General features: G+C 46.8%; 18 protein-coding genes. 15 read left to right on the forward strand and 3 right to left on the reverse strand.

All coding sequences use genetic code 11. The features are described from left to right. Nucleotides 1–63 precede the first annotated feature (63 nt). The 7 genes from H7F31_RS10050 (at nucleotide 64) to H7F31_RS10080 (ending at nucleotide 8,221) form a co-directional block, all read left to right on the forward strand. Nucleotides 64–2,409: a helix-turn-helix domain-containing protein gene (locus H7F31_RS10050; protein WP_187104035.1), complete on the forward strand. Its 2,346-nt coding sequence runs from the start codon at nucleotides 64–66 to the stop codon at nucleotides 2,407–2,409. Next, nucleotides 2,410–3,321 (forward strand): ABC transporter permease, encoded by a 912-nt coding sequence (locus tag H7F31_RS10055; protein WP_187104036.1) that lies wholly within the window; start codon nucleotides 2,410–2,412, stop codon nucleotides 3,319–3,321. A 15-nt stretch (nucleotides 3,322–3,336) separates the two neighbouring features. Next, nucleotides 3,337–4,215, forward strand: a complete 879-nt coding sequence (locus H7F31_RS10060) for a carbohydrate ABC transporter permease (RefSeq protein ID WP_187104037.1) — start codon at nucleotides 3,337–3,339, stop codon at nucleotides 4,213–4,215. 80 nt (nucleotides 4,216–4,295) lie between these two features. Continuing rightward, nucleotides 4,296–5,888 carry an extracellular solute-binding protein gene (locus H7F31_RS10065; RefSeq protein WP_187104038.1) on the forward strand — a complete coding sequence of 531 codons (1,593 nt, stop codon included), beginning with the start codon at nucleotides 4,296–4,298 and terminating at the stop codon, nucleotides 5,886–5,888. 13 nt (nucleotides 5,889–5,901) lie between these two features. After that, the gene (locus H7F31_RS10070; protein ID WP_187104039.1) at nucleotides 5,902–6,354 is read left to right on the forward strand and encodes a NanQ anomerase/TabA/YiaL family protein; all 453 of its coding nucleotides are present in this window, start codon (nucleotides 5,902–5,904) and stop codon (nucleotides 6,352–6,354) included. Nucleotides 6,355–6,381: 27 nt separating this feature from the next. Further along, nucleotides 6,382–7,206 (forward strand): HpcH/HpaI aldolase family protein, encoded by an 825-nt coding sequence (locus tag H7F31_RS10075; protein WP_187104040.1) that lies wholly within the window; start codon nucleotides 6,382–6,384, stop codon nucleotides 7,204–7,206. 34 nt (nucleotides 7,207–7,240) lie between these two features. Beyond that, complete coding sequence (locus H7F31_RS10080; RefSeq protein WP_187104041.1) at nucleotides 7,241–8,221, forward strand: 2-hydroxyacid dehydrogenase; 981 nt, start codon at nucleotides 7,241–7,243, stop codon at nucleotides 8,219–8,221. A gap of 73 nt (nucleotides 8,222–8,294) precedes the next feature. Here the strand turns inward: H7F31_RS10080 and H7F31_RS10085 are convergent, their stop codons facing one another. After that, entirely contained in the window at nucleotides 8,295–9,194 is a 900-nt protein-coding gene (locus H7F31_RS10085; protein WP_187104042.1) for a nucleoside hydrolase, read from the reverse strand. Between the two features lie 282 nt (nucleotides 9,195–9,476). Here H7F31_RS10085 and H7F31_RS10090 point away from each other — a divergent pair, with 282 nt between their 5' ends. From H7F31_RS10090 to H7F31_RS10125, 8 genes are all read left to right on the forward strand, one after another. Next, nucleotides 9,477–11,243 (forward strand): PrpR N-terminal domain-containing protein, encoded by a 1,767-nt coding sequence (locus H7F31_RS10090; protein WP_187104043.1) that lies wholly within the window; start codon nucleotides 9,477–9,479, stop codon nucleotides 11,241–11,243. A gap of 11 nt (nucleotides 11,244–11,254) precedes the next feature. After that, nucleotides 11,255–12,544 (forward strand): four-carbon acid sugar kinase family protein, encoded by a 1,290-nt coding sequence (locus tag H7F31_RS10095; protein ID WP_187104044.1) that lies wholly within the window; start codon nucleotides 11,255–11,257, stop codon nucleotides 12,542–12,544. A 26-nt stretch (nucleotides 12,545–12,570) separates the two neighbouring features. Further along, nucleotides 12,571–13,554, forward strand: a complete 984-nt coding sequence (pdxA, locus tag H7F31_RS10100) for a 4-hydroxythreonine-4-phosphate dehydrogenase PdxA (protein ID WP_187104045.1) — start codon at nucleotides 12,571–12,573, stop codon at nucleotides 13,552–13,554. Nucleotides 13,555–13,566: 12 nt separating this feature from the next. Next, entirely contained in the window at nucleotides 13,567–14,637 is a 1,071-nt protein-coding gene (locus H7F31_RS10105; protein ID WP_187104046.1) for a sialidase family protein, read from the forward strand. Nucleotides 14,638–14,707: 70 nt separating this feature from the next. Continuing rightward, a complete protein-coding gene (locus H7F31_RS10110) occupies nucleotides 14,708–16,948 on the forward strand; it encodes a helix-turn-helix domain-containing protein (RefSeq protein ID WP_187104047.1) in 2,241 nt (746 codons plus the stop codon). A 149-nt stretch (nucleotides 16,949–17,097) separates the two neighbouring features. Beyond that, complete coding sequence (locus H7F31_RS10115; protein WP_187104048.1) at nucleotides 17,098–18,009, forward strand: ABC transporter permease; 912 nt, start codon at nucleotides 17,098–17,100, stop codon at nucleotides 18,007–18,009. A 12-nt stretch (nucleotides 18,010–18,021) separates the two neighbouring features. Then, nucleotides 18,022–18,912, forward strand: coding sequence for a carbohydrate ABC transporter permease (locus tag H7F31_RS10120; protein ID WP_108992023.1), 891 nt, complete (start codon nucleotides 18,022–18,024; stop codon nucleotides 18,910–18,912). A 28-nt stretch (nucleotides 18,913–18,940) separates the two neighbouring features. Continuing rightward, complete coding sequence (locus H7F31_RS10125; protein ID WP_187104049.1) at nucleotides 18,941–20,641, forward strand: type 2 periplasmic-binding domain-containing protein; 1,701 nt, start codon at nucleotides 18,941–18,943, stop codon at nucleotides 20,639–20,641. Between the two features lie 108 nt (nucleotides 20,642–20,749). Here H7F31_RS10125 and H7F31_RS10130 read toward each other — a convergent pair whose 3' ends face one another. Continuing rightward, the gene (locus tag H7F31_RS10130; protein WP_187104050.1) at nucleotides 20,750–22,264 is read right to left on the reverse strand and encodes a response regulator; all 1,515 of its coding nucleotides are present in this window, start codon (nucleotides 22,262–22,264) and stop codon (nucleotides 20,750–20,752) included. Further along, nucleotides 22,206–24,074, reverse strand: coding sequence for a cache domain-containing sensor histidine kinase (locus H7F31_RS10135; protein WP_187104051.1), 1,869 nt, complete (start codon nucleotides 24,072–24,074; stop codon nucleotides 22,206–22,208). The genes H7F31_RS10130 and H7F31_RS10135 overlap by 59 nt, the downstream gene beginning before the upstream one ends. Between the last annotated feature and the right edge of the window lie 178 nt (nucleotides 24,075–24,252).

Consider the following 24,252-nt stretch of genomic DNA (forward strand, 5'->3'; position numbering starts at 1 on the left):
AAGGGATTGTGCTTTACTTGTGATAGATCAAACTAGTGATTTATCAAAGTTGAGGGGTATCTTATGAAAGCCAATCGATTGTTTTACCGCATCCTGCTTTATTTTCTCACGCTGCTCGTCCCGTTGTTAATCGTGTCTTTTATCTTCTATGGATATCAAACCATGCTGGCCAAGCAAGAAGACTCCAAAAAATTAGTGTACTACTTGCAGTCATCCGCGAAAACCGTTGATTTGTATTTACGATCCGTGCATGAAGTCAGTCTCGGCTTGCTTAGCAACAAGGCGATTGCAACTGTTCTGAGGCCTCACGCTATGTTGACGCTGGAACAAAGAGTGCAAATGTCGGACATATCGGAAATGATCGCGAACTCCGAAAATATTATTGCCGAGTTTACGGAAAATATCTTTTTATACGTGGACCACGAACGGATTTATACGGTAGGCGGAGTTGACGACTTCTCGCTATTTTTCGAAAAGTTTTATGTGCATCAGGAGTATCCCGTTGATTTTTGGAAGGGTTTGCTTGAGCGGCGGGAGTCTTTTGAAATTCTTCCCCCGACCCCGGTCTCCATTAATGGCCAGGGGAAGGGGAAGGTCATTCCTTTTATTGCGAAATCGTACGTAAACAGTCACGATGCCGTAGTGGCGGCCAATTTATCCGAAAGCAATCTATTAAAACTATTTACGGACAATACTATTTTCAGAGAAAGCGATTTTTTTGTTATAGATGAAAATCGGCAATTGATGCTTAGCAGCAACTCGGGATTGATTGACGAGCATTCCTTCCGCCAAATGGATTTGGCATTTGACAATCATGAGAAAAATTATCGGGAAATTCGCTTAAGCGGCAAAAAGTATTTGCTCGCCTATGTAAACTCCGAAAGATACGGATGGAAGTATTATTCGTTGACTCCGCTCAGCGCGCTGAATCAGGAATCACGAAGCACATTTCAATTCATTGTGGCCATTAGCGTAACCTTCTTAATTCTTGGCGTGGTGTTTTCATTTATTTTCAGTATAAAAATTTATAATCCCATACGGAAAATTAGCGAGATCGTAAACGGGTTCGAAGAATTGGACGAAAGCGCGCCTTACAAAAATGATTTTGAATATATCGGCAAAAATATCAAACAAATGCATGATAAAAGTACTCAAATCAAAAAACACAGTATGCAAATCTCCAGGGAGTTTCTTGATTACACCTTTTACGATGTGTTTATGGGAAGGCCGGTCGAGCCTGATACGTTGAAAGTTTTGAACAATATTCTTAGAGATGAATGGCTTTTTTCCGGGAATCGCTATGTTTGCCTAAACGTCTGGTTTCAATTTTCGGAGGCGTTTTATGAGGAAGTTCAGGATACGGATCGTCTTATTATTTTAAGCAAGCTTAAAAATGTCGTCAGTGCCTTGAGCCGTGAAGATACTCGCGCATATGTGCAGGAATACAACGATCTTCTCTTTGTTTGTGTGGTCAATATGGACGAAGACAATGAGAAAGGGGTGCTGGACAACATTATTCAAAATATACATGCTACTTTTTCGTTCGATTTCAAGTATTGCCGGATTTTCATCGGAAGCGGTCGATCTTGCACGGAACTGTCCGATTTAAGGCATTCTTTCAACGAAGCGATGACCGCGCTACAACGTCGCAATGCGCAAGAGAAGTTTCAAGTTATTCATGCGGAGGCGACCAAGGTAGAGAATTCATTTCTGTATTCGTCTCAGGAGGAAAATCAACTGATCAATGCCATCAACTCCGGAGACTTGAATGCGGTAACTGACAATGTCCGACTCATTATGGAGAAAAACCAAAAAAATAATTCATCCTATCAAGCAATGAATGGCTTGTATAACGAAATGATACGAACGGGATATAAGCTGATGACGGTAAAAGGCATGCATTACGAGCATATTTCGATGGAGGCAAAAACATTTCATACTAGTCCGGACAAACTGGTTATTCGGAATGAAGAGCAATATGAAAAGCTTATCGCTTTTTATGCGCAGATAATTGAAGCAGAGAAGGACCGGAGCCAAAATTTGAGCTCCATTGTGATCACGACAATGGACTATATCCAGACTCATCTGGAACATGACTTGTATTTGGAAAAGATATCGGAGCAAATGGGGATTTCTACGAAGTATTTGTCGAAAATCTTCAAGGAGCAGACCGGCAACAATTTGACGGATTATATCAGTTTATTGCGAATATCCAAAGCAAAACAATTGTTGATCGAATCTGATTTCAGCGTTAATGAGGTAGCCGAGAAAGTGGGAATATTCAATAGAACGACCTTTTTGCGGACATTTAAAAAATATGAGGGAGTATCTCCTTTGGAATTCAAGAAGCTCCATGAACAAAAAAAAGACAAAACGTCTCCTCGAACAGAAAAGGGAAGTGATGGATGAATGAAGACAGAAGCTTTGGCCTGGAAACAAATAAAGAGCAGCGGCTATTTATATTTGATTTTTCTAGTGCCTCTCGTGTACTTTCTTATTTTCAAGTACGGACCGATGTTCGGGATTCTGATCGCTTTTAAGGATTATAACGTGTTTCAAGGTGTATTAAACAGCGAGTGGGCAGGCTGGAAGCATTTCGAGAGTTTTATTTTCGATCCGTATTTTTGGAAGCTGGTTCGCAATACCTTGCTTTTAAACATTTATATGATCCTCTTTTATTTTCCGGCGCCTATTATACTTGCTTTGCTTCTAAATGAAATTCGCTTTACGGCCTTTAAACGAGTGGTGCAAAGCATCAGCTATTTGCCTCATTTTTTATCTACAGTCGTTGTAGCCGGGATGCTCGTCAATTTCCTGGCTACGGATGGCTTGATTAATCAGATCATCGCATCTCTGGGCTTTAATAAAATCCAGTTTCTAATGCTGCCGGAATGGTTCCGGACGATTTATATCTCGTCTGATATTTGGCAGAAGATCGGCTGGGGATCGATCATCTATTTGGCTGCGTTAAGCGGCGTCGACCCGCACTTGTACGAAGCGGCAAAAATGGACGGCGCGAACCGGTTCAAACAAGCGATTCATGTTACTCTCCCTGGTATTTCTTCCGTTATCATGATTCTTTTTTTGCTAACGCTGGGCGACTTAATGTCGATAGGGTTTGAGAAAATATTGCTGCTATATACCGGTCCGACCTATGAAACAGCGGATGTGATCTCCACTTTCGTGTATAGGCGCGGCTTGCTTGGCGCTGATTTCAGCTATGGCGCAGCCGTTGGACTTTTTCAATCCGTCATTTCATTTTTGTTGATCGTAGGCGCAAACTATGCAGCCAGAAAGCTGAACGCAACCAGTTTATGGTAGGACAGGAGGATGGAAATGAACTTAAAAGGTATTAATGCAGGGAAGATATTTGATGCTGCAAATATGTTATTCCTTATTGCATTGTGTATAACCATACTGTATCCGATTTACCACATGTTTATCGTATCGGTCAGCGATGGTCATGCCGTGCTCAGAGGCGATATCAAGTTGTGGCCGGTGTCTCCGTCATGGGATACGTATAAGGCGGTTTTAAAGGATCCGGATATCCTCAATTCGTACAAAAATACCTTTCTGTATACGACTACAGGTACTTTGATCAATGTGACCCTGACTGCTTTCTGCGCGTATCCGCTTGCCCGCAAAAAGTTCTACGGTCGATCCTTTTTCGCCATACTGATCATATTTACGATGTTCTTCGAAGGCGGAATCATCCCTGAGTATATTGTGATTGACGCCTTGGGTCTCATCAATACGATGTGGGCGATCGTATTGCCTCCCGCGATTCATGTGTTTTATATGATAATCATGCGTACTTTCTTTCAGCAGATTCCAGAGGAAATTTACGAATCCGCTTACATCGATGGCGCAAATGATTTACGAATCTTTTTTCGTATCATCTTGCCTTTATCCGTACCGGTCATTGCGACGATTACCTTGTTTTATCTAGTCTGGCATTGGAATAGCTTCTTCCCTGCGCTGATGTATCTGAATGAGAAGAGCCAATATCCGATGCAGCTTATCATGCGAAACATTGTAATTGCCGGTAATGTAGCCGCGCAAGAATCGGCTGCTGCTTCCATGAATGCCATGATTACCGGACAAAACATCAAATATGCCGTTATTATTGTGACCATTGCACCGATACTGGTCGTGTACCCGTTCATTCAAAAGTATTTTGTCAAGGGTATGATGGTTGGATCATTAAAAGGTTGATTTCTTCTGAATTTGTGAAAGGGGGGATGCCGCGCGTCTTTGCAAAAAGGGAAGTCATCATTCATTTGGGAGGGTTTTGTATGTTGAAAACGAAAAAACTTGCGTCAGGACTCATGTGTACGCTGCTTGCATGTATGCTCTTGATCGGGGCCTGCAGTAATGGGAGCAGTTCGTCGCCCGCAGAGAAAAAAAACGCCGAGAGCGGGAAGCAATCGTCGCAGCCGTTGAAGTTAAGCTGGATGTTGGAGGACAATCCCAATCAACCCATTCTCTCGGACACTCCGGTAGTACGGGAAATACTTGGCCAGACGAACGTGCAATTACAGCTGGAGGCGGTGCCGACAAGCAGCTATGAAGAGCGCAAGAGCGCGTTGATCGCTACGAATAATATTCCCGACCTGCTCACGGTTGACTTGAATGACATTCAGATGTTTGCCAGAACCGGGATTTTCCTGAACATATCTGATTACCTGGATCAGGCCCCCAATTTCAAAAAAGCGATTGAAGGCAGAGAGGATTTTAAGAAGATGTTGGTGGATGGCAATTTATACGCTTTCCCGACATTGGAATATTATCGTGTGGCTGTAGCTCCCCAACCGCTTATGCGCGTGGATTTGCTGGAGGAGTTGAATCTCGAGGAGCCTCGCACGTTTGATGAGCTTTTTGATGTCCTGCTGGCTTTTAAGGAAGCGTATCCGGAGAGTATCCCTTTTGTCGGCAGTCGCAGAGGGACGACGTACATGCTTGGTCAACTGGCATACCCTATGGGAGCCGGCGGCTTCGAAGGTTTTTCGGAAACCGGCATGTATTTCGAACCGAGAGAGAACAAATACGTTTTTGGACCGACAAGCGAAAACTATAAAGACGTCGTTGCTTACTTGAACAAATTGTACAGCCACGGGCTGCTTGATCCCGATTATGCAGTCAATACGCAGGAAATGGCTGTGGAAAAATTGTCTTCCGGAAAGTCCTTATTTACTTACGACAACAACACTCATGCGGTAAGATTGTTTAATCCGGCGATTTCCGAAATCAATCCTAAAGCCAAATTCGATATTATCGGTCCCTTGCAGAATCAGTACGGGGAAACAAGAAGCTTGCGATATGAACAAGATTGGCTTGGAACAAGCACCGCCATCAGCTCCAAGGTAAAGGATCCTGAAGCAGTCATTCGATTTATGGACTGGATGTATTCGGAAGAGGGCATGTTGGCCACTAATTTCGGGGTCGAAGGCGAGACTTATGAAATGACAGACGGGAAGCCGCATATTCTGCAAAGTATTCTGGATGATCATAAGGATCAACAAGATGTATTCTCGGCTACGCAGAGTACATTGGGCGTGGGCTATCTAACATTCGCGAAGTACGTTCACGAAGGTACGCTGGCTGACATATCCGAGGATCTGCTTATTGAAATGTCGGAATATATTGACCGTCTTACCGAAGAAGGCACGATTCGATTTATGGGCATCGATCCTCCATTTACCGAGGAGGAATCCGAAACATTGAGGAAACTGGAAGTTCAAGTGACGACGATTTTCGAGCAAAATGTAGACCGATTCATTATGGGCACGCGGCAGATGAGCGAATGGGACGCGTTCCGCCAGCAGATGATGGATGCAGGAGTCGCCAAGATTGAAAAAATATACAATGATGCGTTGTCGCGTCTTTAGGAGACACATAGAAATGATCATAGACCAACTAGAAAATGCAGCTATTTATGCGGGACTCCATGCGAAGCTTAAGGCTGCACTGGACTATTTGCAAAGTAATCCTTTGATCGACTGGGAGCCCGGCAGGTATGATATCGAAGGCAGCGACATGTTCTTGCTGCTGCAGCAGTACGAGACACGCGAAGCGGAAGACAGCTTTTGGGAGGCCCATCAAAATTATATTGACGTGCAGTACATGCTGCAGGGAAACGAAAACATGGGATTTGCCCATGTGGACCGATTAAAAGTGAAGAAACCATACGATTCAACGAAAGATTTTGTCGTCCTGGAGGGCGAAGGGGATACCTTGACCGTACATGAAGGAAGCTTCGCCATATTCTACCCCCAGGACGCGCACATGCCTTGTCTGTCTTGCGGAAAACCGGAGATGGTTAAGAAGGCCGTCATTAAAGTGTTAGCAACCTGATTTCTAATCCAGCATCCGGAGGTCTGTATGAACAGTAAACAGTTGATGAATGAACTGAAAAATGGAGGTCGCGTGTACGGGACATTAATCGTCTCGACTTCTCCCAGATGGCCTCAAGAAGTGAGCAAGCTTGATATTGATTTTGTATTTCTCGATGCCGAACATATGGCGTTGGATCGCGGTTTGTTGTCCTGGATGTGTCAAACCTACAAGGCAATGGATTTGGCGCCGATCGTGCGCATCCCTTCGCCGGATCCCTATCAGGCGAGCATGGCGCTTGACGGCGGCGCTTCCGGGATTATCGCGCCTTATATCGAAACGGCCGAGCAGGTCAAGGCGCTCAGGGCAGCCGTTAAACTCCGGCCGTTAAAAGGCCAGCTCGCAAGACGGCGCGCCGAATTGCAAGGCCAACCGTCCGATCCGGCGGAAGCAGAGTTAAATGAATATATCCGGGAGTATAATGAATCCAATCTGCTCATTGTGAATATCGAAAGCGTTCCCGCGCTAGAAGCGCTTGACGACATTCTTGCCGTGGATCAGTTGGATGCTGTTCTTATCGGTCCGCATGATTTGTCTTGCAGTCTGGGAGTGCCGGAACAGTATCGTCATCCCCTCTTCGTGGAAGCCGTCGAAACGATAATTAGCAAGGCGAGGGCGGCAGGGGTTGCTGCGGGGATACATTATTTCTTTGGAATCGACCAGGAGATCCAGTGGGCGAAAGCTGGTTTGAATTTGCTTGTTCACGCCTCGGATATGACGGCATTTATGGCGCGCATGTCAGACGAAATTGCGGAGATTAAACAGGCGTTGGGCGATCCGATTCGTGAATTGAATAACCGTATAAATATATAATGGATTCAAAAGCAATATGGAAGGTATGGTAAATATGAAACCAAAAGTGTACGTTACAAGACAAATTCCGGATGAAGTCTTGGCAATGATTCGGCAGGCCTGCGAGGTGCGTGTTTGGTCGGAGAGCGATATACCGGTGCCGCGGGATGTTTTGGAACGAGAGATCGCCGATGTCGAAGGCTTGTATTGTTTGCTGACCGATCAGGTCGACGAGGCTCTTCTGGAACGGGCTCCCCGATTAAAGATAGTCAGCAATATGGCAGTAGGATACAACAACATTGATGTGGAAGCGGCGACACGGCGCGGTATCATGGTGACCAATACACCCGATGTACTGACAGAAACAACGGCGGATCTTACTTTCGCGCTATTGATGGCCACTGCTCGACGGCTGCTGGAGGCTTCGGAATACTTGCGTAGAGGAGACTGGCAGACTTGGTCGCCTATGTTGCTGACGGGTCAGGATGTGTTTGGCTCTACCCTCGGCATTATCGGCATGGGGCGCATCGGCGAAGCGTTGGTTAAGCGTGCCAAAGGCTTTAACATGAATGTGCTGTATTACAACCGCACACGAAAGGAAGAGGCGGAAGAAGCTTACGGCATTCGATACACCGATATGAACGAGTTGCTTCGCAAGTCAGACTTTGTCTGTGTGCTGACACCTTATTCTCCGCAGACGCATGATTTGATCGGTGCGGCAGAGTTGCGACAGATGAAACCGACTGCTGTACTTATCAATACCTCCCGTGGCGGCATTGTCAATGAGGATGCCTTGTATGAGGCGCTGCGAGACGGCACGATCTGGGCCGCCGGCCTGGACGTGTTCGAGAGTGAGCCGGTAGTCCCCGATCATCCGTTGTTGACTTTGCCAAACTTGGTCAGTTTGCCTCACATCGGCAGCGCCAGTGTTGCAACGCGCATCCGAATGGCGAGCTTGGCCGCAAATCATTTGATCGATGCGATCGGCGGTCATCGTCCGGCGCATCTGGTAAATCCGATTGTGTGGAAACCGTGACAATAATAGCCCCGTCCCATCCTGTAAACGCGGGATGGGAGAGGGGCTATGCTCATTGCTATTCGTAATAAAATCAGCCGCAAACGGTTTCCATAAACAATTGATGAAGCGCTTCCGATCGCATCCCGGTAGTCACCTCAGCATTTGGCGTCTGATCGGATACTATTGTCATTCCACGGGTCAATATACCTGAAGTTTCTACACGAAGATGCATCGGACTGGTCTCGAAGAAAGAGCGGTCAAAGCACCACACTAGCGGAGCAAGATCATACATCACCGGTCCTGTCTTGCTTCCTTTGCTCGGCCACCACCGCTTGATGCAATCGCCTAGAAAAGCGCCAAGCTCGGCGTTGCTGTTCTCGATTATACGGCAGTCCTCCGGGCTCAGGACCAACTGACGGGTAACGCTCCAGGTACCGAAGAACAGCGGGATGCCGGATGTCAGCACCACCTCGGCCGCTTCGGGATCCCAAGTAATATTGTGCTCCTGCCGATGAACTTGCACCTCGCCGCCCATCAGCGCAATGCCGCGGATTTTGGATGCAATGGACGGCCGGAGACGCAAGGCCAAAGCAATATTGCTTAACGGTCCGATTGCCGCAATTGAGATATCCTGGGGGTACCGCTCAACCATTTGGATAATCAGCTCCGCCGCGTTTACCCTCTCTTCTTCCCGTTCACGCTCTTCGAGAGGAATCGCCGCGTATTGATTCAACCTTTTTTCGGTTGTCATCCTTGCAAGCTCGTCATCCGACAAACCTCGCATTGGAAGTTCAATGCCGGAACCGACGGGAATGTCCGTTTTCCCGTTCAACTTCAACAAATGTTTGACTATTTTTGAACGCTTGTCGGCCCAGGGCGTTACGGTCGTGATGGCTTTAATGTCCAGGTGCGGACAACGCAAGGCAAACGTCAGCGCAAGCACATCATCCACATCGTCTCCGATATCGGTATCTACGATTATTCGAGTCATTGCGATTCTCCCTTAGGTTATTAAAATGAAAATCACTGGAATATTAAGGTTCTGCCCCATTATTGAACACGCAAACTTCGTTTGTCAATAAGTATTCCCTGCTCCGGCATGGATTTTTTGATAGTATGCTTCATTTCGAGTAAAGTGTTGCAAAATGATACAATTAAAACGGGAAAATAGACTATTAATTAAAAATTCTATGAGATATACTAAATACGAAATAGATATTATGTTATTTAGTTGCATAATTAAACAATAAACGATAAAGGGAGGAGCAATCCTATGAGTATCAAAGCTTTAGTCGTGGCGCCTTATGCCGGACTGGCAGAGCTGACAAACAGCTTGAAAGCCGATCTGGAGGAGTTCGATATTACAGTCATACAAGGAGATCTCTCGGAGGTTCTCCCCCAAATTGATAGCTTTCATTTACAGGGATATGACTTGATCATTAGTCGTGGGGGAACGGCGACTCTGCTTAGTAAGCATTCCTACCTCCCCGTCATTGATATTCCGGTATCCGGCTTTGATATATTGCGAATGCTGACATTGGTTAAGGGATTTCAGGCGCCTGTGGAGATGATCGGTTTTCGGAATGTCATTGAAGGGATTATCTCGGGTTCGAATTTAATGGATATGGATATATCCTACACGATGATCCATCATCAGGACGAAGTTGATCAAGCTCTGCAAGCGGCAAAATCAAAGGGAGTCAAAGTGATCGTTGGAGACAATATTACCGTAAAGAAGGCAACCGTGCACGGCATGCAGGGGGTATTAATTACTTCTGGTCCAGAATCCGTTAAAGCGGCATTTACCCAAGCCAAGCAAATCTATAAGATATCCCAAACCTATAAGGTTAAAAACCAGGCATTCGAAACCCTTCTGAGTACGATGGAGACGGGATATGCGATTGTAGACCAAGAGGGTACAGTCAAATATGCAAACCATGCATTTAGGGATTTATTGAAACTGAAAGAGTCGCAATCCAATCTATTTCGATCCTACTCCTATTTGCAAAAACTGCTAGTTAATCTAGGCCAGGGAATTACACTGGATCATCAAATGATGATGGTTGACCAGGAAGGACAATTCGCTCTTACCGGAGATGTAATCCCAATGGAAAGCGATTTGAAAGTGTATTACTTAAAGGCCAGACCTGCTGCGCAAGCTGCTGATGCCGACATACATTTCGGCTATTCCGCCGGATTAAATCATACATTCCCGCCATTAATAATGACACAATCCGTTTATTCGAAAGAAAAGGCGAGCTATACACTTCCGATGGCCGTTTATGGAAAAGAGGGAGCGGGCAGAAGGCTGTTTGTTCTTGGCAGCTTGATGGATCATTCGAAGACTATGGTAGAGATCAAAATATTCAACTCGGCCGAGGCATCGTTCAGAGCATTGTTAGCCCTGATTTCGATATGTAATGAAGATCAAATTTTATATATTAGCGGCGCCGAGAACTTGACGCTTACAGCGCAAGAGGAGTTCGCAATTGCGTTAGAAAAGGTCGCAGCCAAGACGGTTTTGTCCTTTCTCGAAGATCCCGTCTTTATGCTGGAGCAAACACAAATCGATAAGAAGCTTTACAACTTCTTCAAAAAACAGATTGTTTACATGGCTCCTTTACATGAAAGAAGGGCGGATTTAGAGGAATATATTCGCGCTTTTCTAATCTCCTTCAATGAAAAATACGGAAAACAAATAGTGGGTGTTCGACCAGAAGTGATAGAAGCGTTACATGATCACTCATGGGCAAGCAATTTATTCGAGCTCAAAGAGGTTATGGATCAGTTTGTCCAACATACTTCCGGCGAGTATATTGATGCCAATGTTTTGCCCATCCTTTACGGCTTGCAGCAAAATCAAAAAAACAAGGGTTCTTTAGATCCAGAGCTTACAGGACTGAATTTAAATCAAACTCTTGATCACATAGAAAAAGATATTATTCGAATCGTATTGGAGCAGGAAGGCATGAATCAATCGCACGCTGCCAATCGATTGGGTATTAATCGTTCGACCTTATGGAGAAAGCTGAAGGGATAGGGTGTGGGCTGGTGAAGGTTGCTATAATCGCGGATGATCTTACGGGAGCAAATGACACAGGCGTGCAGTTTTCTCGGAAAGGGCTGTCGACTACGGTTTTATTGGACCTAAAGATTCGCATTTCCAGTGAACAGGATGTTGTTGTATTCGATACGGACAGCCGTTCTTTATCTAAGCAGGAAGCCGCCGAACGGGTCGGCAGAGTGTGCGAATACATGAAACAACAAGAAATGAAGCCCGCAATCATCTATAAGAAGATTGATTCCACGCTTAGAGGGAATCTAGGCGGGGAATGGGATGCCGTATATCATGCGTTTCAACCGGACTTCATTGTAATTGCACCTTCTTATCCCAAGGCGGGAAGAATCATGAAAAGCGGAAGCCTGTTTGTTAACGGATTATTGCTTCATGAGACAGCTACATCGAAGGATCCCAAAAATCCGTCAACCAACTCCTATCTTCCGGAGTTGTTAAGGGAGCAGTCGGAAAGACCGTTCGCACTCCTAACAACCGAGCTGCTAAGAGGCGATCGCGCGCGGCTGGCCGAGAGAATTAAACAATTATACGAGATGGGCATTCCTTATCTGCTTTTCGATGCCGAAACGGAGGAGGATCTGGCATTGATTGCAGAAATATTCCAAGGAGGGGATTATCGTGTGATATGGTCGGGATCAGCAGGATTAGCCAACGCTTTAACGACCCAAGTCTCGGCAATGGAATCAAATCAAGCACATCCTTCTACTGATTCCGATTTGGTCATGGTCGTAGTAGGCAGTGTGAACGCGGCATCCAGGCGGCAGTTGGATTACTTATTGCAGCAAGAGAACGTCACCGGGATCGAGTTGAATTCGTTATTGGCATTGACGGAAGAAGGAAGAAAGACAGAGTATGAACGAGTTGCCTATTTGGCTCTTCAAGCTGTACTTGATAAACAAAATGTCGTTCTTTATTCGTCAGCCGGCCCCGCAACGATACAGAGCGCTCGAAGGCAAGGAAAAGAGCATGGAATGGACGACAATCAAGTGAGCAACACGATAAGCGACGCACTCGGAAAGGCGGCGTCACGCATCATTAAGCAATGCGGTATATCCAATCTGGTGTTGACAGGCGGAGATACGGCCAAGCAGGTTTGCCTGCATTTGGGGGCAGGGGAATTCGAGTTGATTACCGAGATTGAAGCAGGTGTTCCTGTTGGCAGATTATCTGTTCACAAGGGAATTAACGTGATTACGAAAGCGGGCGGCTTCGGCGGAGACGAAGTATTGCAGCGAGCATTGGAAACGTTTACAAGGGGTGGGTGACAATCAAACCGATAATAGGAATAACGATGGGGGATGCAGCAGGCGTCGGACCGGAAATCATTGTTAAGGCGCTTCGGCATCAATCGATTTATGAAAAATGTCGCCCCGTAGTCATCGGCGATGCCCAGATTCTGCAGAGAGCGATAGAGGTTGTTCATGCGTCGGACATGCGGCTCCATAACATTAATGAACTGAAGGATGCGCGATTCGTTAATGGCTGTATGGATTGTCTGGATCTCGCTCTGTTGGAGAACAATATTCCGTTTGGAAAGCTTTCTGCTGCAGCCGGCAATGCTGCCTTTCATTATGTAGCAAAAGCAGTCGAATTGGCCAAGGAGGGATTCATAGATGCCATTTGTACAGCGCCTTTAAATAAGGAAGCGCTGCAGCTGGGAGGACATCCATATCCGGGACATACCGAAATATTAGCAGACTTAACCGGCACGAAGGAATATTCGATGATGCTCTCGACGGCTAAGCTGAAAGTCATCCACCTGACTACTCATGTTGGATTGCTGAAAGCCATTGAAATGATTACGCCGGATAGAACCTTTAATGTCATTCGGCTTGCTTACGATACGTTGAAGAGAGCGGGAAATGAGAATCCCAAAATTGCTGTTTGCGGCATTAACCCGCATGCAGGAGAAAATGGATTATTCGGAAATGGAGAGGAAGAGGAGAAGCTGGTACCGGCTATTGAACGCGCAGTCGCGCTAGGGATGGATGTTACGGGTCCCTATCCGGCAGATACTCTGTTCTTCAGGGCTATGCGCGGCGACTTTGATATTGTTGTCGCTTGTTATCATGATCAAGGTCATGCACCCGTAAAAGTACTGGGCATTGAATCGGGAGTGAACATCACTGTCGGATTAAACGGAGGCATTATAAGAACCTCCGTTGATCATGGCACGGCTTTTGATATTGCAGGTAAAAATCTGGCCGATGAAAGCAGCATGATTGAAGCGATTTATTCGGCTATAGAATTGTCGCCTTTAACATTACACGACTAGGAGTGATTACTTATGGAATATAACAAACCTGTAAGACCAGAGAATATGGAGCATGTTACGATTTATAGGAATGATGGGGAATTCAGCTCATGGCCTTTCAACGCGGGAATGTGGAAGATTAATGAAAATAATATTCTAGTAGGGTTTATGAATATTCCGTGCGATTATTCCAATCCCGCCAATCGCAAACATGGACGGGTCGAGGTATATAGTAAAATAAAGTCTGTACGAACAAGGGATGGCGGACTAACATGGAGCGAAACGTCGGAAATAGCCGATAATGTCCAGACAACCCACGATTTGCTGTTTGAAAGGCCATTTACATATACCGAAGGATTCGATTTTAATGATCCGAATGTTTTATTGGAATGCTGGTGTTCGCCTAATTCCGGAGAGCCGAATTCTACTGCTTGGATTAAGATGTCCAGAGATGGCGGAGAAACCTGGGGGGAGCCGGCTGCTCTTCCTAAATGCGATATTCCGAGATACCAGGGAAGACCTTCCTATATCGTTCGTCCGGATGGCGTGGTGCTCCTGTTCTTAACTGCGCAACCGAAAAATAATCCGCATGACCGCCCCGTAGTGTTCGCCTCTTTTGACAATGGAGTAAGCTGGTCGCTTATTTCATTAATGCCTAACAGCAACGAATATCGTATGATCTGTCCTTCTCCCGTATTAATGAAGGACGGTACGATATTGGTAGCCGTAAGATGCAAGCCAGACATGATTGCAGCATGGGATGAATTATATGCGTCGGATGACGGCGGGTTGACCTGGCGTTTTGTCTCGCGAATAAATGATCATGGGGATACCGTTCATTTGACTCTAATGGCAGACGGACGATTGTTTGCGGTATATGGCTATCGACGTCCTGGTTATGGCGTACGTGCACGAATTAGCGAGGATAACGGTGCAACATGGGGACCCGAGCTGATTTTGCGCGATGATGGCGGGAGTCTTGACTTAGGTTACCCTCGAGCTGTAGAGGTGCGGCCGGGAGAGCTATTAATCTCCTATTATTTTAATGACAAGAGCGATCCGATTGGCGTTCGCTATATTGGCGGAACGATCTTGAAAGTGTAATCATAGTGTAGCTTATTACGCCCTCAAACGATGAGTTGGGGGCGTAAAATCATTATTAATGGAGGCCTATATGAAATATCAACTTAAATTTGGCGTTCTAAAGCAGTATTTTGTTTGGAATGTGCTTATGATTGTTGTGATCATAGGCTTGATTGGATTAATACTGATGGGCATGATCACGAATATGGTAGAGAAGGAAATGTCGGATATTAATGCTCGGCGGATGACTTATGTGAACTCGATTATCGAGTTGGGCGTGCTCGAGCCGGCCGAAAAGATTGTGTTAGAGCAATTGCTTGCCCCGCAAAATTTGGATTTTACCGGAGGTTATAGCCATGTCGAAGCGCACAAACAGCTAAAAAAGCTGATTGCCGTGCTGCCGTTCGTCGAATCTCTCAATATTTATTATCCAGGAGAGGAGACGCTGATATCCAGCAGAGGCATTAAATATGAGTATCAGTCAACGGCTACAAACGAATTTGTCGACCATTTCATGACGGATCAGAACGGCAATAAAAAATGGTTTCCATTTAACGAGGACGCTAATCTAACCTTCGAAAGAACAGGAGAGGTCATTAGCTACGCAAGAGCTTCGGCATTAAAGCAGGACGGGGAGCCTGTATTTATTCTATATATTAATATTTACAGCAAATACATTTCCAATATGCTGCGCAGCCAATTGGTTAATCCGAACGAAGCCATACTCATTCTCAATCATGACAATGAAATTATTGTTCAGTCGGATCCTTCTGCCCGTTATGCTATGACTCAGGCAAATGATCTAATCGAAGCAAGTCAGAAAGAAGATAAGCAGCTGAATATTCGTGAGATTAATGGACAAAACGTTATGCTGCTTAACCATACATCGAGCTATAATGATTGGACCTATACATTAATCATGCCGCTTAGCGATTTTTTTCGCGTATCCAGTTATATTCAGAACATAATCATCTATGTATCGTTAGGCACTTTGATTGTAGGTCTCTTAGTAGCCTTATTTGTCGCGATAAATCAATATAGACCCATTAAACAAATTATTGCCCACTTATTGCATACGAGCGGCACCCATGAGTTGAATGGCAATGCCTACGCTTTTATTAACGATTCGATTAAAAATATGCATGTATCCGTAAATGCACTTAGGATACAGGTAAACAAGAGCAGGCTTAATCAATTGCTGCGAGGCATTATCGATGACGAAAGCAATGCAGAGATAAGCCATATCCTGCATGAAGAGCAAAGTGTCGTTGCAGCTTTTCAAATAAATGAGTTGGACATGAATGAAAGCGTATTCGAGCAACTGGAATATGCTGTTGTTCAATCGGGATTAATGACGGATTATAATGTGCTGATCACTTCTTATTCCAAAGATATGATCGTTGTGGTTATTAATTTTAAAACCGACGAGAATGTTGTGTTCGAACGAATTGAATTGGCGACTTCCATATTAGCAGGCACATTCGCATTCCCGATCCGCGTAGGCGCCGGATCGATTGTCAGAGGACTAGGCCAATTGCACTCCTCCTGCGAGCAGGCGCTCAGAGCGCTCAAGCATCACTTCTTAACAAAGGAAAAATCCGTGGTGTTGTATAGCAGTGCTGTCGCGAGCATGGGAGAGTTTCGTATACCCGAGCTTTATCGGCAGCTTGTCCAGGCTTTCGAAGCTCATAATGTTCAAGAGATACATCGTTTGCTTGATTGTATCGCTATTAAGCTATCCAAGCAAAGCTGCCGCATAGAGAGTGTGGAGCTCATCATCCATCAAATCATGCAGCTCGTGACCCAAAAGATGATGGAGGCCGAACCAAAGAGCGGGGAAAGTATGCTCGTTTATAAAAACGTTCCTGAGGAGTTTTATGGCAAGGGAGATATATTCGAGGCTTTAGAATGGCTGAACACGTTTATTGCCGACATTTTTTCCTTGCATGTAGAGGAGAATACGAACCATATTCTTATGCAGAGTGTTAAGAGCTATATCGATACACAATATCATGAGGAGATTTCATTAGAGCTGCTTTCTCAAAAGACGTTTATAAGCGCTACTTACATTTCGGCTTTGTTTAAAAAAACCTTCAATATCGGGGTATCCGAATATGTATCCGAGTTGAGAATGATGAAAGCCAAAGAGCTGCTGGAGAGCAGCAATTTAAAGGTAGAGGAAATCGCCGGCAAGGTCGGGATGACCAATAGCACCTACTTTATTACACGGTTCAAACGCAGATTCGGAATGACGCCGAATCAGTATAAATTACATGTTCGAAGCAGTGAAATCAAGGAATTAAGGGAATTGAAGGAAGTGAAGGAATCATAAAAAAGTGAAGTTTTCCCCGAATCCCCCGCGTTTTCGAGCAAATGATAAGAAAACGAAGGTATCCCAAATTGTTGAGATTGTTTCGTACACCGCTTTCGTTTAAATTGACTTCGAAGACATGAAAGCGGTTGCGAAAAGGGGGTGTTTACATGGGCTCAGTAACCTGGAAGTCATACGTGAAGTATAAATTTTTATTCCTATTGCTCCTCCCGGCTTTAGCGTACATGATTATTTTTAATTATGCGCCAATGTATGGAGTATTAATTGCTTTCAAGGATTATTCGTTTACAAAAGGCGTTTGGGCAAGCCCTTGGGTCGGATTCGAGCATTTCCACCAGCTGTTTAATGCAAGTACAAACTTCACTCGCATTTTGCGCAACACCGTCGTGATCAGCGGCTTGAAGATGATATTCACTTTTGGCGGCGCAATCGTGCTCGCGCTGTTCATCAACGAGATCCGCAGTACGGCATTCAAGCGTATTACGCAGAACATCAGCTACCTGCCGCATTTCTTATCTTGGGTGATCATTGGAAGCATCATGATGGAGATGTTATCTCCGTCCAGCGGCGTCGTCAATAAAATCATCGAACTCTTCGGGGGTCAAACGATCTATTTTTTGGCGGATAAATACTGGTTTTTGTCGATCATTGTTGCATCGGATATATGGCAAAGCATTGGCTGGGGCTCCATCATTTACTTGGCCGCCATTAGCGGCATCGATCCGCAGCTCTATGACTCGGCGAAGATTGACGGTGCAGGCAGAGCTCGCCAGATGTTCAGCATTACCCTCCCTTCCATTGCCAATGTCATTGCGATTATGTTGATTCTGCAGGTGGGCAGTATTCTGAACGCGGGCTTCGATCAGATCTTTAATCTTTATAATTTCAAGGTGCTCGAGGTCGCCGATATACTGGATACCTATGCTTATCGAGCCGGTCTGGAGCAAGGGAATTATAGTTTATCCACTGCGGTGAGCTTATTTAAAAATGGCGTTGGATTAGTACTGGTTCTGATAGCGAATAAAATTGTCAATCGAATGGGCCATACAGGATTATGGTAGAGGAGGCAAGCTGTGGGGAAACAACGTCTTTCTTTGTTCGACATTTTTAACTATGCCGCGCTTACTATTTTCTGCTTGTCCATCCTGTACCCGTTCGTGTATTTAATCAATATGTCATTAAGCACGTCAGCAGGGTTGTACAGCAGAGATTTTGCCTTATTTTTGTGGCCGGAAGGCTTTACGTTAGAAGCGTATCGCAAGTTCTTGTCCATGAATTATGTATATTCGGGCTATGGAAGCACGATATTCCGGACCGTGGCGGGCACGGTTTTATCGCTAATTGTAATGTCTGGCGCCGCGTATGCGTTATCCAAAAAATATTTGCCGCATTTGAAGATTTACACCACGATATTCGTTATTACCATGTTTTTTGGCGGCGGTCTCATCCCGTCTTATCTGTTAATGCGTAATCTTGGATTGCTGGACAATGTTTGGATTCTCGTACTGGGTCCTATGGTCAATGCTTTTTATCTGTTGATTATACGTAATTTCTTTATGAGCATTCCAGAGGAGCTTGAAGAATCTGCCCGTCTCGACGGGGCGGGCGATATTAAAATATTTACGCATGTTATCATCCCGCTTTCGCTGCCTGTCATCGCTACGATCGGCTTATGGCAAGCCGTAAACCATTGGAATGCTTGGTTCGATTCATTGATTTATATCAATTCTATGGACAAACATGTCATCAGCGTTCATATTCGTCGACTGGTGATCGAACAGAATGCAGCAATGAATGATCAGCTCATTAACAGCTTGGGTTCCGTCCAGAAAAAAGATATGCCGGCGCCGGAATCCATTCGCGCTGCAGCGATTATGGTAACCATTATTCCTATTTTATGCGTGTATCCGTTTATTCAGAGGTTTTTTGTGCGAGGCGTTATGGTTGGTGCGGTTAAGGGTTAAATGAATCCGAAATTGGGGGGAATTATCCATGAAGAGGAAATCCAGCATAGTACTTACGATGATTTTAGTTGTCGCCTTGTTAGTTTCAGCTTGCGGGAAAAACGAGCCATCAAACGCATCAGGTTCAAATGCAAGCCCGATCTCGAGCCCGGATTCAAAAAACAATCAAGGTTCCAATAACGATGCTGAAGCAAAAGAAGCGACTGTCGCCTTGAAGTGGCAAGGTCCGAACTATCCATTTGAAGATGGCACATACGCGCAGAAATTAATGGAGGAAACGTTTAATGTCTCGATTACGCCGGTGCGTATCGATGATAGTCAGCAGCTGAATCTTCTGCTTGCCAGCGGCGATATTCCGGATATTATGTATATTAGCACAAGCGAATTGGTTGGTTACGTAAAAAACGATGTCCTTGCGGGCATTCCGTTGGATATGGTTAAGAAGTTCGCGCCAGACTATTATGACATCGTCGTCAAACAAGATCCGAATGTGTTCACATATGGCAGCTTGGATGGTACTCTTTATGGTCTGCCTCGTCTAGATGCCGCTACCGCGCCATATGCCCTTTCAATTCGCGGCGACTGGCTGAAGAATGTCGGCAGCGACGTTCCAACAACGCTTGAACAATTAGAAGAGGTTTTCGTGAAATTCCGCAATAACGACCCGGATCAGGATGGCAAAAAAAATACCTATGCCATGTCAATGGGAAGCGACAACCTTCATTCCTGGTTCAACTCGATCTTCGGCGCGTACAACACAAATCCCTTCCTCTGGCTTGAACGCGACGGCAAGCTCCAGTACGGATTTACATTAAATGAAACCAAAGAAGCCTTGAAGCTTATTGCGAAATGGAAGAGCATGGACTTAATCGATCCGGAATTCATTACCGATAAGTCAAGAACGAGCGGGCAAGACGATATTTCTTATAAGTTTTCGGCAGGCCGCATTGGTTATGCGGATAATATCTCATATGATGACCAACAGTGGGACAACGATGGCCATCTCAATGCGAAGTGGGTAGCGCAGCATCCGGAATGGCAAGAGTTCTTCGGCGATCCCGCGAATACGTATGTGACGGAACCATTCTATTCCGTTCCTGAATCGGGACCGCAGCCCGTATATGTGAATATGGCGCCGCCAACCGGACCCGATGGTCAATCAGGCACGTTAGTCGGTAATCTTCTATCGCGTTTCATCGTTTTCGGCAAGCAAGTGGGCGATGATGAGGAGAAAATGGAAAGGCTGCTGACCATACTCAATACGCTTGTGTCTAATGAAGATGTATACGTTTCGATCGAATTTGGTGCGGAAGGCAAGGTTTGGGAATATAACGATGCCGGACAGAGAGTGATGAAGGAAGGCTGGACGGAGTCGGCCGAATATCATCCGCAAGGCAAAAACCTGGGCACGGGACTATTCTTCGATCTATTGTTCGCTACCAATCCGGATTTCTTGTCGGCATTCGGCGGTCCTCGCGCGGTACAACGTTATGAGAAGACCAAGCCGATAACCAACCATACAGGTATTGGCAATGCCGTGAAGGCGCCTCTTGCTTCCGAGTCGAAATATCCGGATCTTAGCGCAATGCTTCAAGAGTATATTATGAAAGCCATTTTGGGTGAAGTTGATATCGACGCGACTTACGATGCGACCGTTGCCAAGTGGCTTAGCGCCGGCGGAGAGGTATTGACCCAAGAGGCGAACGAATGGTTTGCAAGCACGAAGTGATTATATAATCCATGGATGGCATCATAGAGAAACCGTCAGAGTGTTGCGCTCTGACGGTTTTTCTAACGCAGTCCAGCTAGAATCAGGATTCGCATAGGCCGAGCGATTCTACTGCTTCTCCAGCCGCTTGCGGTATTCCGATGGGCTACAGCCTTCGAACTTCTTGAACAGACGGCTGAAGTAGAAAGGATCGGTGAATTTTAACATTTCGCCGATTTCCTTCGCCAGCAGCTCCGGGTCGGAGCGGATCAACTGCTTGGCCTTCTCGATCTTGAGATAAGCGAGATATTCGATCAGCGGCATTCCTCTGTATTGCTTGAAGAGCTTGCTCAAATAGGGGGCGGTGAGGCCGATGCCGGAAGCGAGCTCTTTTGGATCGAAATTGAGATGGGAATTTGCCTTCAGATAGTCATCGAGTTTGCTGACGACGCCTTCCGGAGAGTCGCGCGAGATGCTGTTCTCCACGAACAAAGCAACTTCTAGCCGCTCGATTAGAGAGTCGCTCCATATTTCGTTAGGAGTAACGCTTTCCATACTTTCGTCGACGACGGAATCGATATCGACGTCCCTCCTCCAATACCCTTTGCCGACAGCGTGGAGGGTCCGTTTCACAAGGGCCGTGAAGTCCGGGACGGGAAGCTGGGCCGAGAGCCATTCTCCGATCAACGAGGACAACTCGGCCTTGAACAAGCTTTTCTGCTGCAGATGAACCATTGATCTTAAGGAGATCAATCTTTCGTTTGTCAGAATGGTAATAGGAGAACCGGCTTCCGACGCATCTGGAGTTTCGTTCTCTAGGATCAGCTTGGATACGCCGTGTTCGGCCCTTCGCCGCAGCAAATCCCGGAGAGAACCAAGCGATCCTGCGATGTCGCCCAACCGGGCAACCGGTGCTCCGATTGCGACGTTTACTGTTGTTCCCGATCTTGCCTCCAGCAAACGCTGCAACGCTTTCGCCAATTGCTCTCTTTCCGCTATCTCCCCGTCGTCGTCCCGATCCCCATCGACAATCACAATTTTCTCCGAGGACGTTTTCCCGCTCCATACTCGGACCGTAGTGCCAGGAGTCGTTAACGTGGCAAGCTCCGACTCCAAGTCGGCAGGGCTTGCTTCCGCCCCGGACGCTCCTCCGCACAGCGCCACAAGCAGCCCCAACGAGCGGCCCGCGAACAGCCCATCGGATTCGTCGCGGAGCTGCTCCCCGTGCAGCGCGGAGAGCAGCAGCGCCCGCTTTCTTTGCTCTTTTCGTCCCTCTAGCATCGCCCCGAGCGTAGCCAACACCTTCCGCACATCGTCTGGCGACACCGGCTTCAGCAAATAGTCGTAGGCCTGAAATTTTAGCGCTTCCTTCGCATAGTCGAAATCCCGGTAGCCGCTCAGAATGACGAACGGGAGCTCAGGGTCTTTTTGCCGGATCGCCTTGATTAATTCCAGGCCGTCCATGACCGGCATGCGAATGTCGGTAAACAGGACATCCGGGGTTTCCTCTTCCAGCTTTCGCAGAGCGTCGGCGCCGTTGATCGCGGTAGCCGTCACCCGGAAAAGCGAGGAGTTTCGTTCGATCTCATATCGAATGTCCCGAATTAAAGGAGGCTCGTCTTCGACTACCATTACCCTGTACATGTCCGTCCTCCGTTCCCGATTTGATTTTTCCGCCAAAGCTTACCTTCAGTCCCCGTTCCGGAGCGTTCTCGATTATCATCGTCGCGCTTTCCCCGTGCAGAAGCATCAGCCTCGCATACGTGTTGACTATGCCCAGGCTGTACGATTCCGTGCGAACCTCGCCTCCCGATCGCCTCTCATTCGAGAACAAAGCCTCGATCTTCGACCTCAGCTCCTCTAATGTCGGCTCGTCAGCTCCAGCTCCGTCGTCGAGGACAGCAATTTTCCAATGTCCGCCCGCTACCCGTCCCTCGATCCGGATATGCCAAGGCGGAGGAACGGAGGCGAATGCATGCTTCATCGCGTTTTCCACGAAAGGTTGGATGGTGATTCGCGGAAGCTCAATGTCCCTCAGCTCAGGATCGATGTCAATCTCAAAATCGAAATGCTCCTCGTAGCGGTATTTCAACAAATTCAAATAATTCCGCGTATATTCGATTTCATCCTCGACCCGAACGAAGTCGGAGGAGGTCGTATAGCGAAGCTGCGAAGAGAGCTGCCTGCACATTTCCGCGACCTTTTCGGGCTGCTCGCCCTGCTTGGCCGCGGCTCCGATCGTCGCTAACGTGTTATGGATAAAATGCGGATTGATCTGGGATTGGAGAGCCAGCAACTGCGCCTTGGCCTCCCGTTCGCCCGCCTCGGTCAACTGCTCGATCGACAGCTGCAAGCGTGAAAACATTTTTCGGAACAGCCGATCGAGCTGCTGCAGCTCGTTGTTTTTGTCCGTATAGTCGATGTTCAGCGCCAAATTGCTTAAGGTCACCTGCTTAAGCGAGCTGCCCAACGTCCGGAGAGGGAGGGTGAGCCGCTTCGAGCTGTGATGAAGGACGATCAGCGTCGCCAGCAGGACCAGTAAGCCTGCGCCGACGATCAGCGCGTTAAGCCGGCCGACGGAAGCTAGCGCCTGTTCTCGAGATTGGGCGATGGTCAGCACGTGTCCGGTCAGAGGAGATTGGCGGTAGGTAAGCAGCATCGGCTCGCCCCCGCTGTTGCGGACCGAAGCCGAGCCGCTGGATCCTGCAAATACGTAAGGCTTGTACAACTCTGCATCTTCGGCAGAAGTCGAGGCATCGATGGACGGTCGGGGATAGAACAGGTTGCCTGTCGGATCGAATATATAGAACTCCGAATCGATCGCCGGGTCGGGTTCATATAGGCGAGCTAGATCGCTATACCTTTGCTGCACTTCGATATAACCGTACTCTCTACCCGCCGCATCCTTGATTTTGCGGCTGAGAGAAAATACCGGAACCTGAAGCTGCGACCAGTTGTCGAGATGCGGGGGAAGCAGCGTGAAGCTGCCGTCTCCGTCCGCAAGCGGTGCGAAGATCGGAATGCCTTCCAGGCCGGCTTGGAAGATCGCTTCCGCGTTGTCTAACGACTGCGGAGAGAGGGCATACTTGTGCTCAAAATTAAAGGCGACGATTTTAAAGGCGGAGCTGAAAGGACCGTTGATCGAGGAAATTGTGTTGGTCAGCTTCCTTGTGTCTTGAACCCCAAGGCCCGGGATGCTGGCCGGGGTATAGAGATGCTTAGCCAGGTTTTCATCCAGAAGCAGGCTGACGTTGATCCGTTCCATATCCTTTACGCGCCCGTCGAATTGCTCCGTAATTTTCTGAAGCAGGCGTTCGGTGCCGGTATAAACCCCTTTTTGGACCATTTTCGACGAGTACACGGCCAAGGCGGCGACAATGCAGGCGATGATTAATAGAATGAGGATCGAATAGGTGACGAAAATTTTCGTCTGGAGGCTCCCGTTTTTCAGCATTCGCCAGCCCTCTCTTTCGCAATGATCCGACTCTTCTGCCTAATGTAACAGACGACTTGACAATTCGTCAAACCCCCGGGAAACCGTTATTTTTGTGCCGAATCGTACATGCGGTTTTCCTAACCAGTCCATTCTTCTCCCAGCTGAATGCGTTTACAATAGAGATCGGGACATGTCC

Origin of the sequence: Paenibacillus sp. PAMC21692 (assembly GCF_014303795.1) — a bacterium.
GTDB classification, from domain to species: Bacteria; Bacillota; Bacilli; order Paenibacillales; family Paenibacillaceae; genus Pristimantibacillus; species Pristimantibacillus agaridevorans.

Coding starts and splice junctions, on each gene's coding strand:
- H7F31_RS10050 (WP_187104035.1), top strand. CDS start 64: ATGAAAGCCAATCGATTGTTTTACCGCATCCTGCTTTATTTTCTCACG.
- H7F31_RS10055 (WP_187104036.1), top strand. CDS start 2,410: ATGAAGACAGAAGCTTTGGCCTGGAAACAAATAAAGAGCAGCGGCTAT.
- H7F31_RS10060 (WP_187104037.1), top strand. CDS start 3,337: ATGAACTTAAAAGGTATTAATGCAGGGAAGATATTTGATGCTGCAAAT.
- H7F31_RS10065 (WP_187104038.1), top strand. CDS start 4,296: ATGTTGAAAACGAAAAAACTTGCGTCAGGACTCATGTGTACGCTGCTT.
- H7F31_RS10070 (WP_187104039.1), top strand. CDS start 5,902: ATGATCATAGACCAACTAGAAAATGCAGCTATTTATGCGGGACTCCAT.
- H7F31_RS10075 (WP_187104040.1), top strand. CDS start 6,382: ATGAACAGTAAACAGTTGATGAATGAACTGAAAAATGGAGGTCGCGTG.
- H7F31_RS10080 (WP_187104041.1), top strand. CDS start 7,241: ATGAAACCAAAAGTGTACGTTACAAGACAAATTCCGGATGAAGTCTTG.
- H7F31_RS10085 (WP_187104042.1), bottom strand. CDS start 9,194: ATGACTCGAATAATCGTAGATACCGATATCGGAGACGATGTGGATGAT.
- H7F31_RS10090 (WP_187104043.1), top strand. CDS start 9,477: ATGAGTATCAAAGCTTTAGTCGTGGCGCCTTATGCCGGACTGGCAGAG.
- pdxA (WP_187104045.1), top strand. CDS start 12,571: ATGGGGGATGCAGCAGGCGTCGGACCGGAAATCATTGTTAAGGCGCTT.
- H7F31_RS10105 (WP_187104046.1), top strand. CDS start 13,567: ATGGAATATAACAAACCTGTAAGACCAGAGAATATGGAGCATGTTACG.
- H7F31_RS10110 (WP_187104047.1), top strand. CDS start 14,708: ATGAAATATCAACTTAAATTTGGCGTTCTAAAGCAGTATTTTGTTTGG.
- H7F31_RS10115 (WP_187104048.1), top strand. CDS start 17,098: ATGGGCTCAGTAACCTGGAAGTCATACGTGAAGTATAAATTTTTATTC.
- H7F31_RS10125 (WP_187104049.1), top strand. CDS start 18,941: ATGAAGAGGAAATCCAGCATAGTACTTACGATGATTTTAGTTGTCGCC.
- H7F31_RS10130 (WP_187104050.1), bottom strand. CDS start 22,264: ATGTACAGGGTAATGGTAGTCGAAGACGAGCCTCCTTTAATTCGGGAC.
- H7F31_RS10135 (WP_187104051.1), bottom strand. CDS start 24,074: ATGCTGAAAAACGGGAGCCTCCAGACGAAAATTTTCGTCACCTATTCG.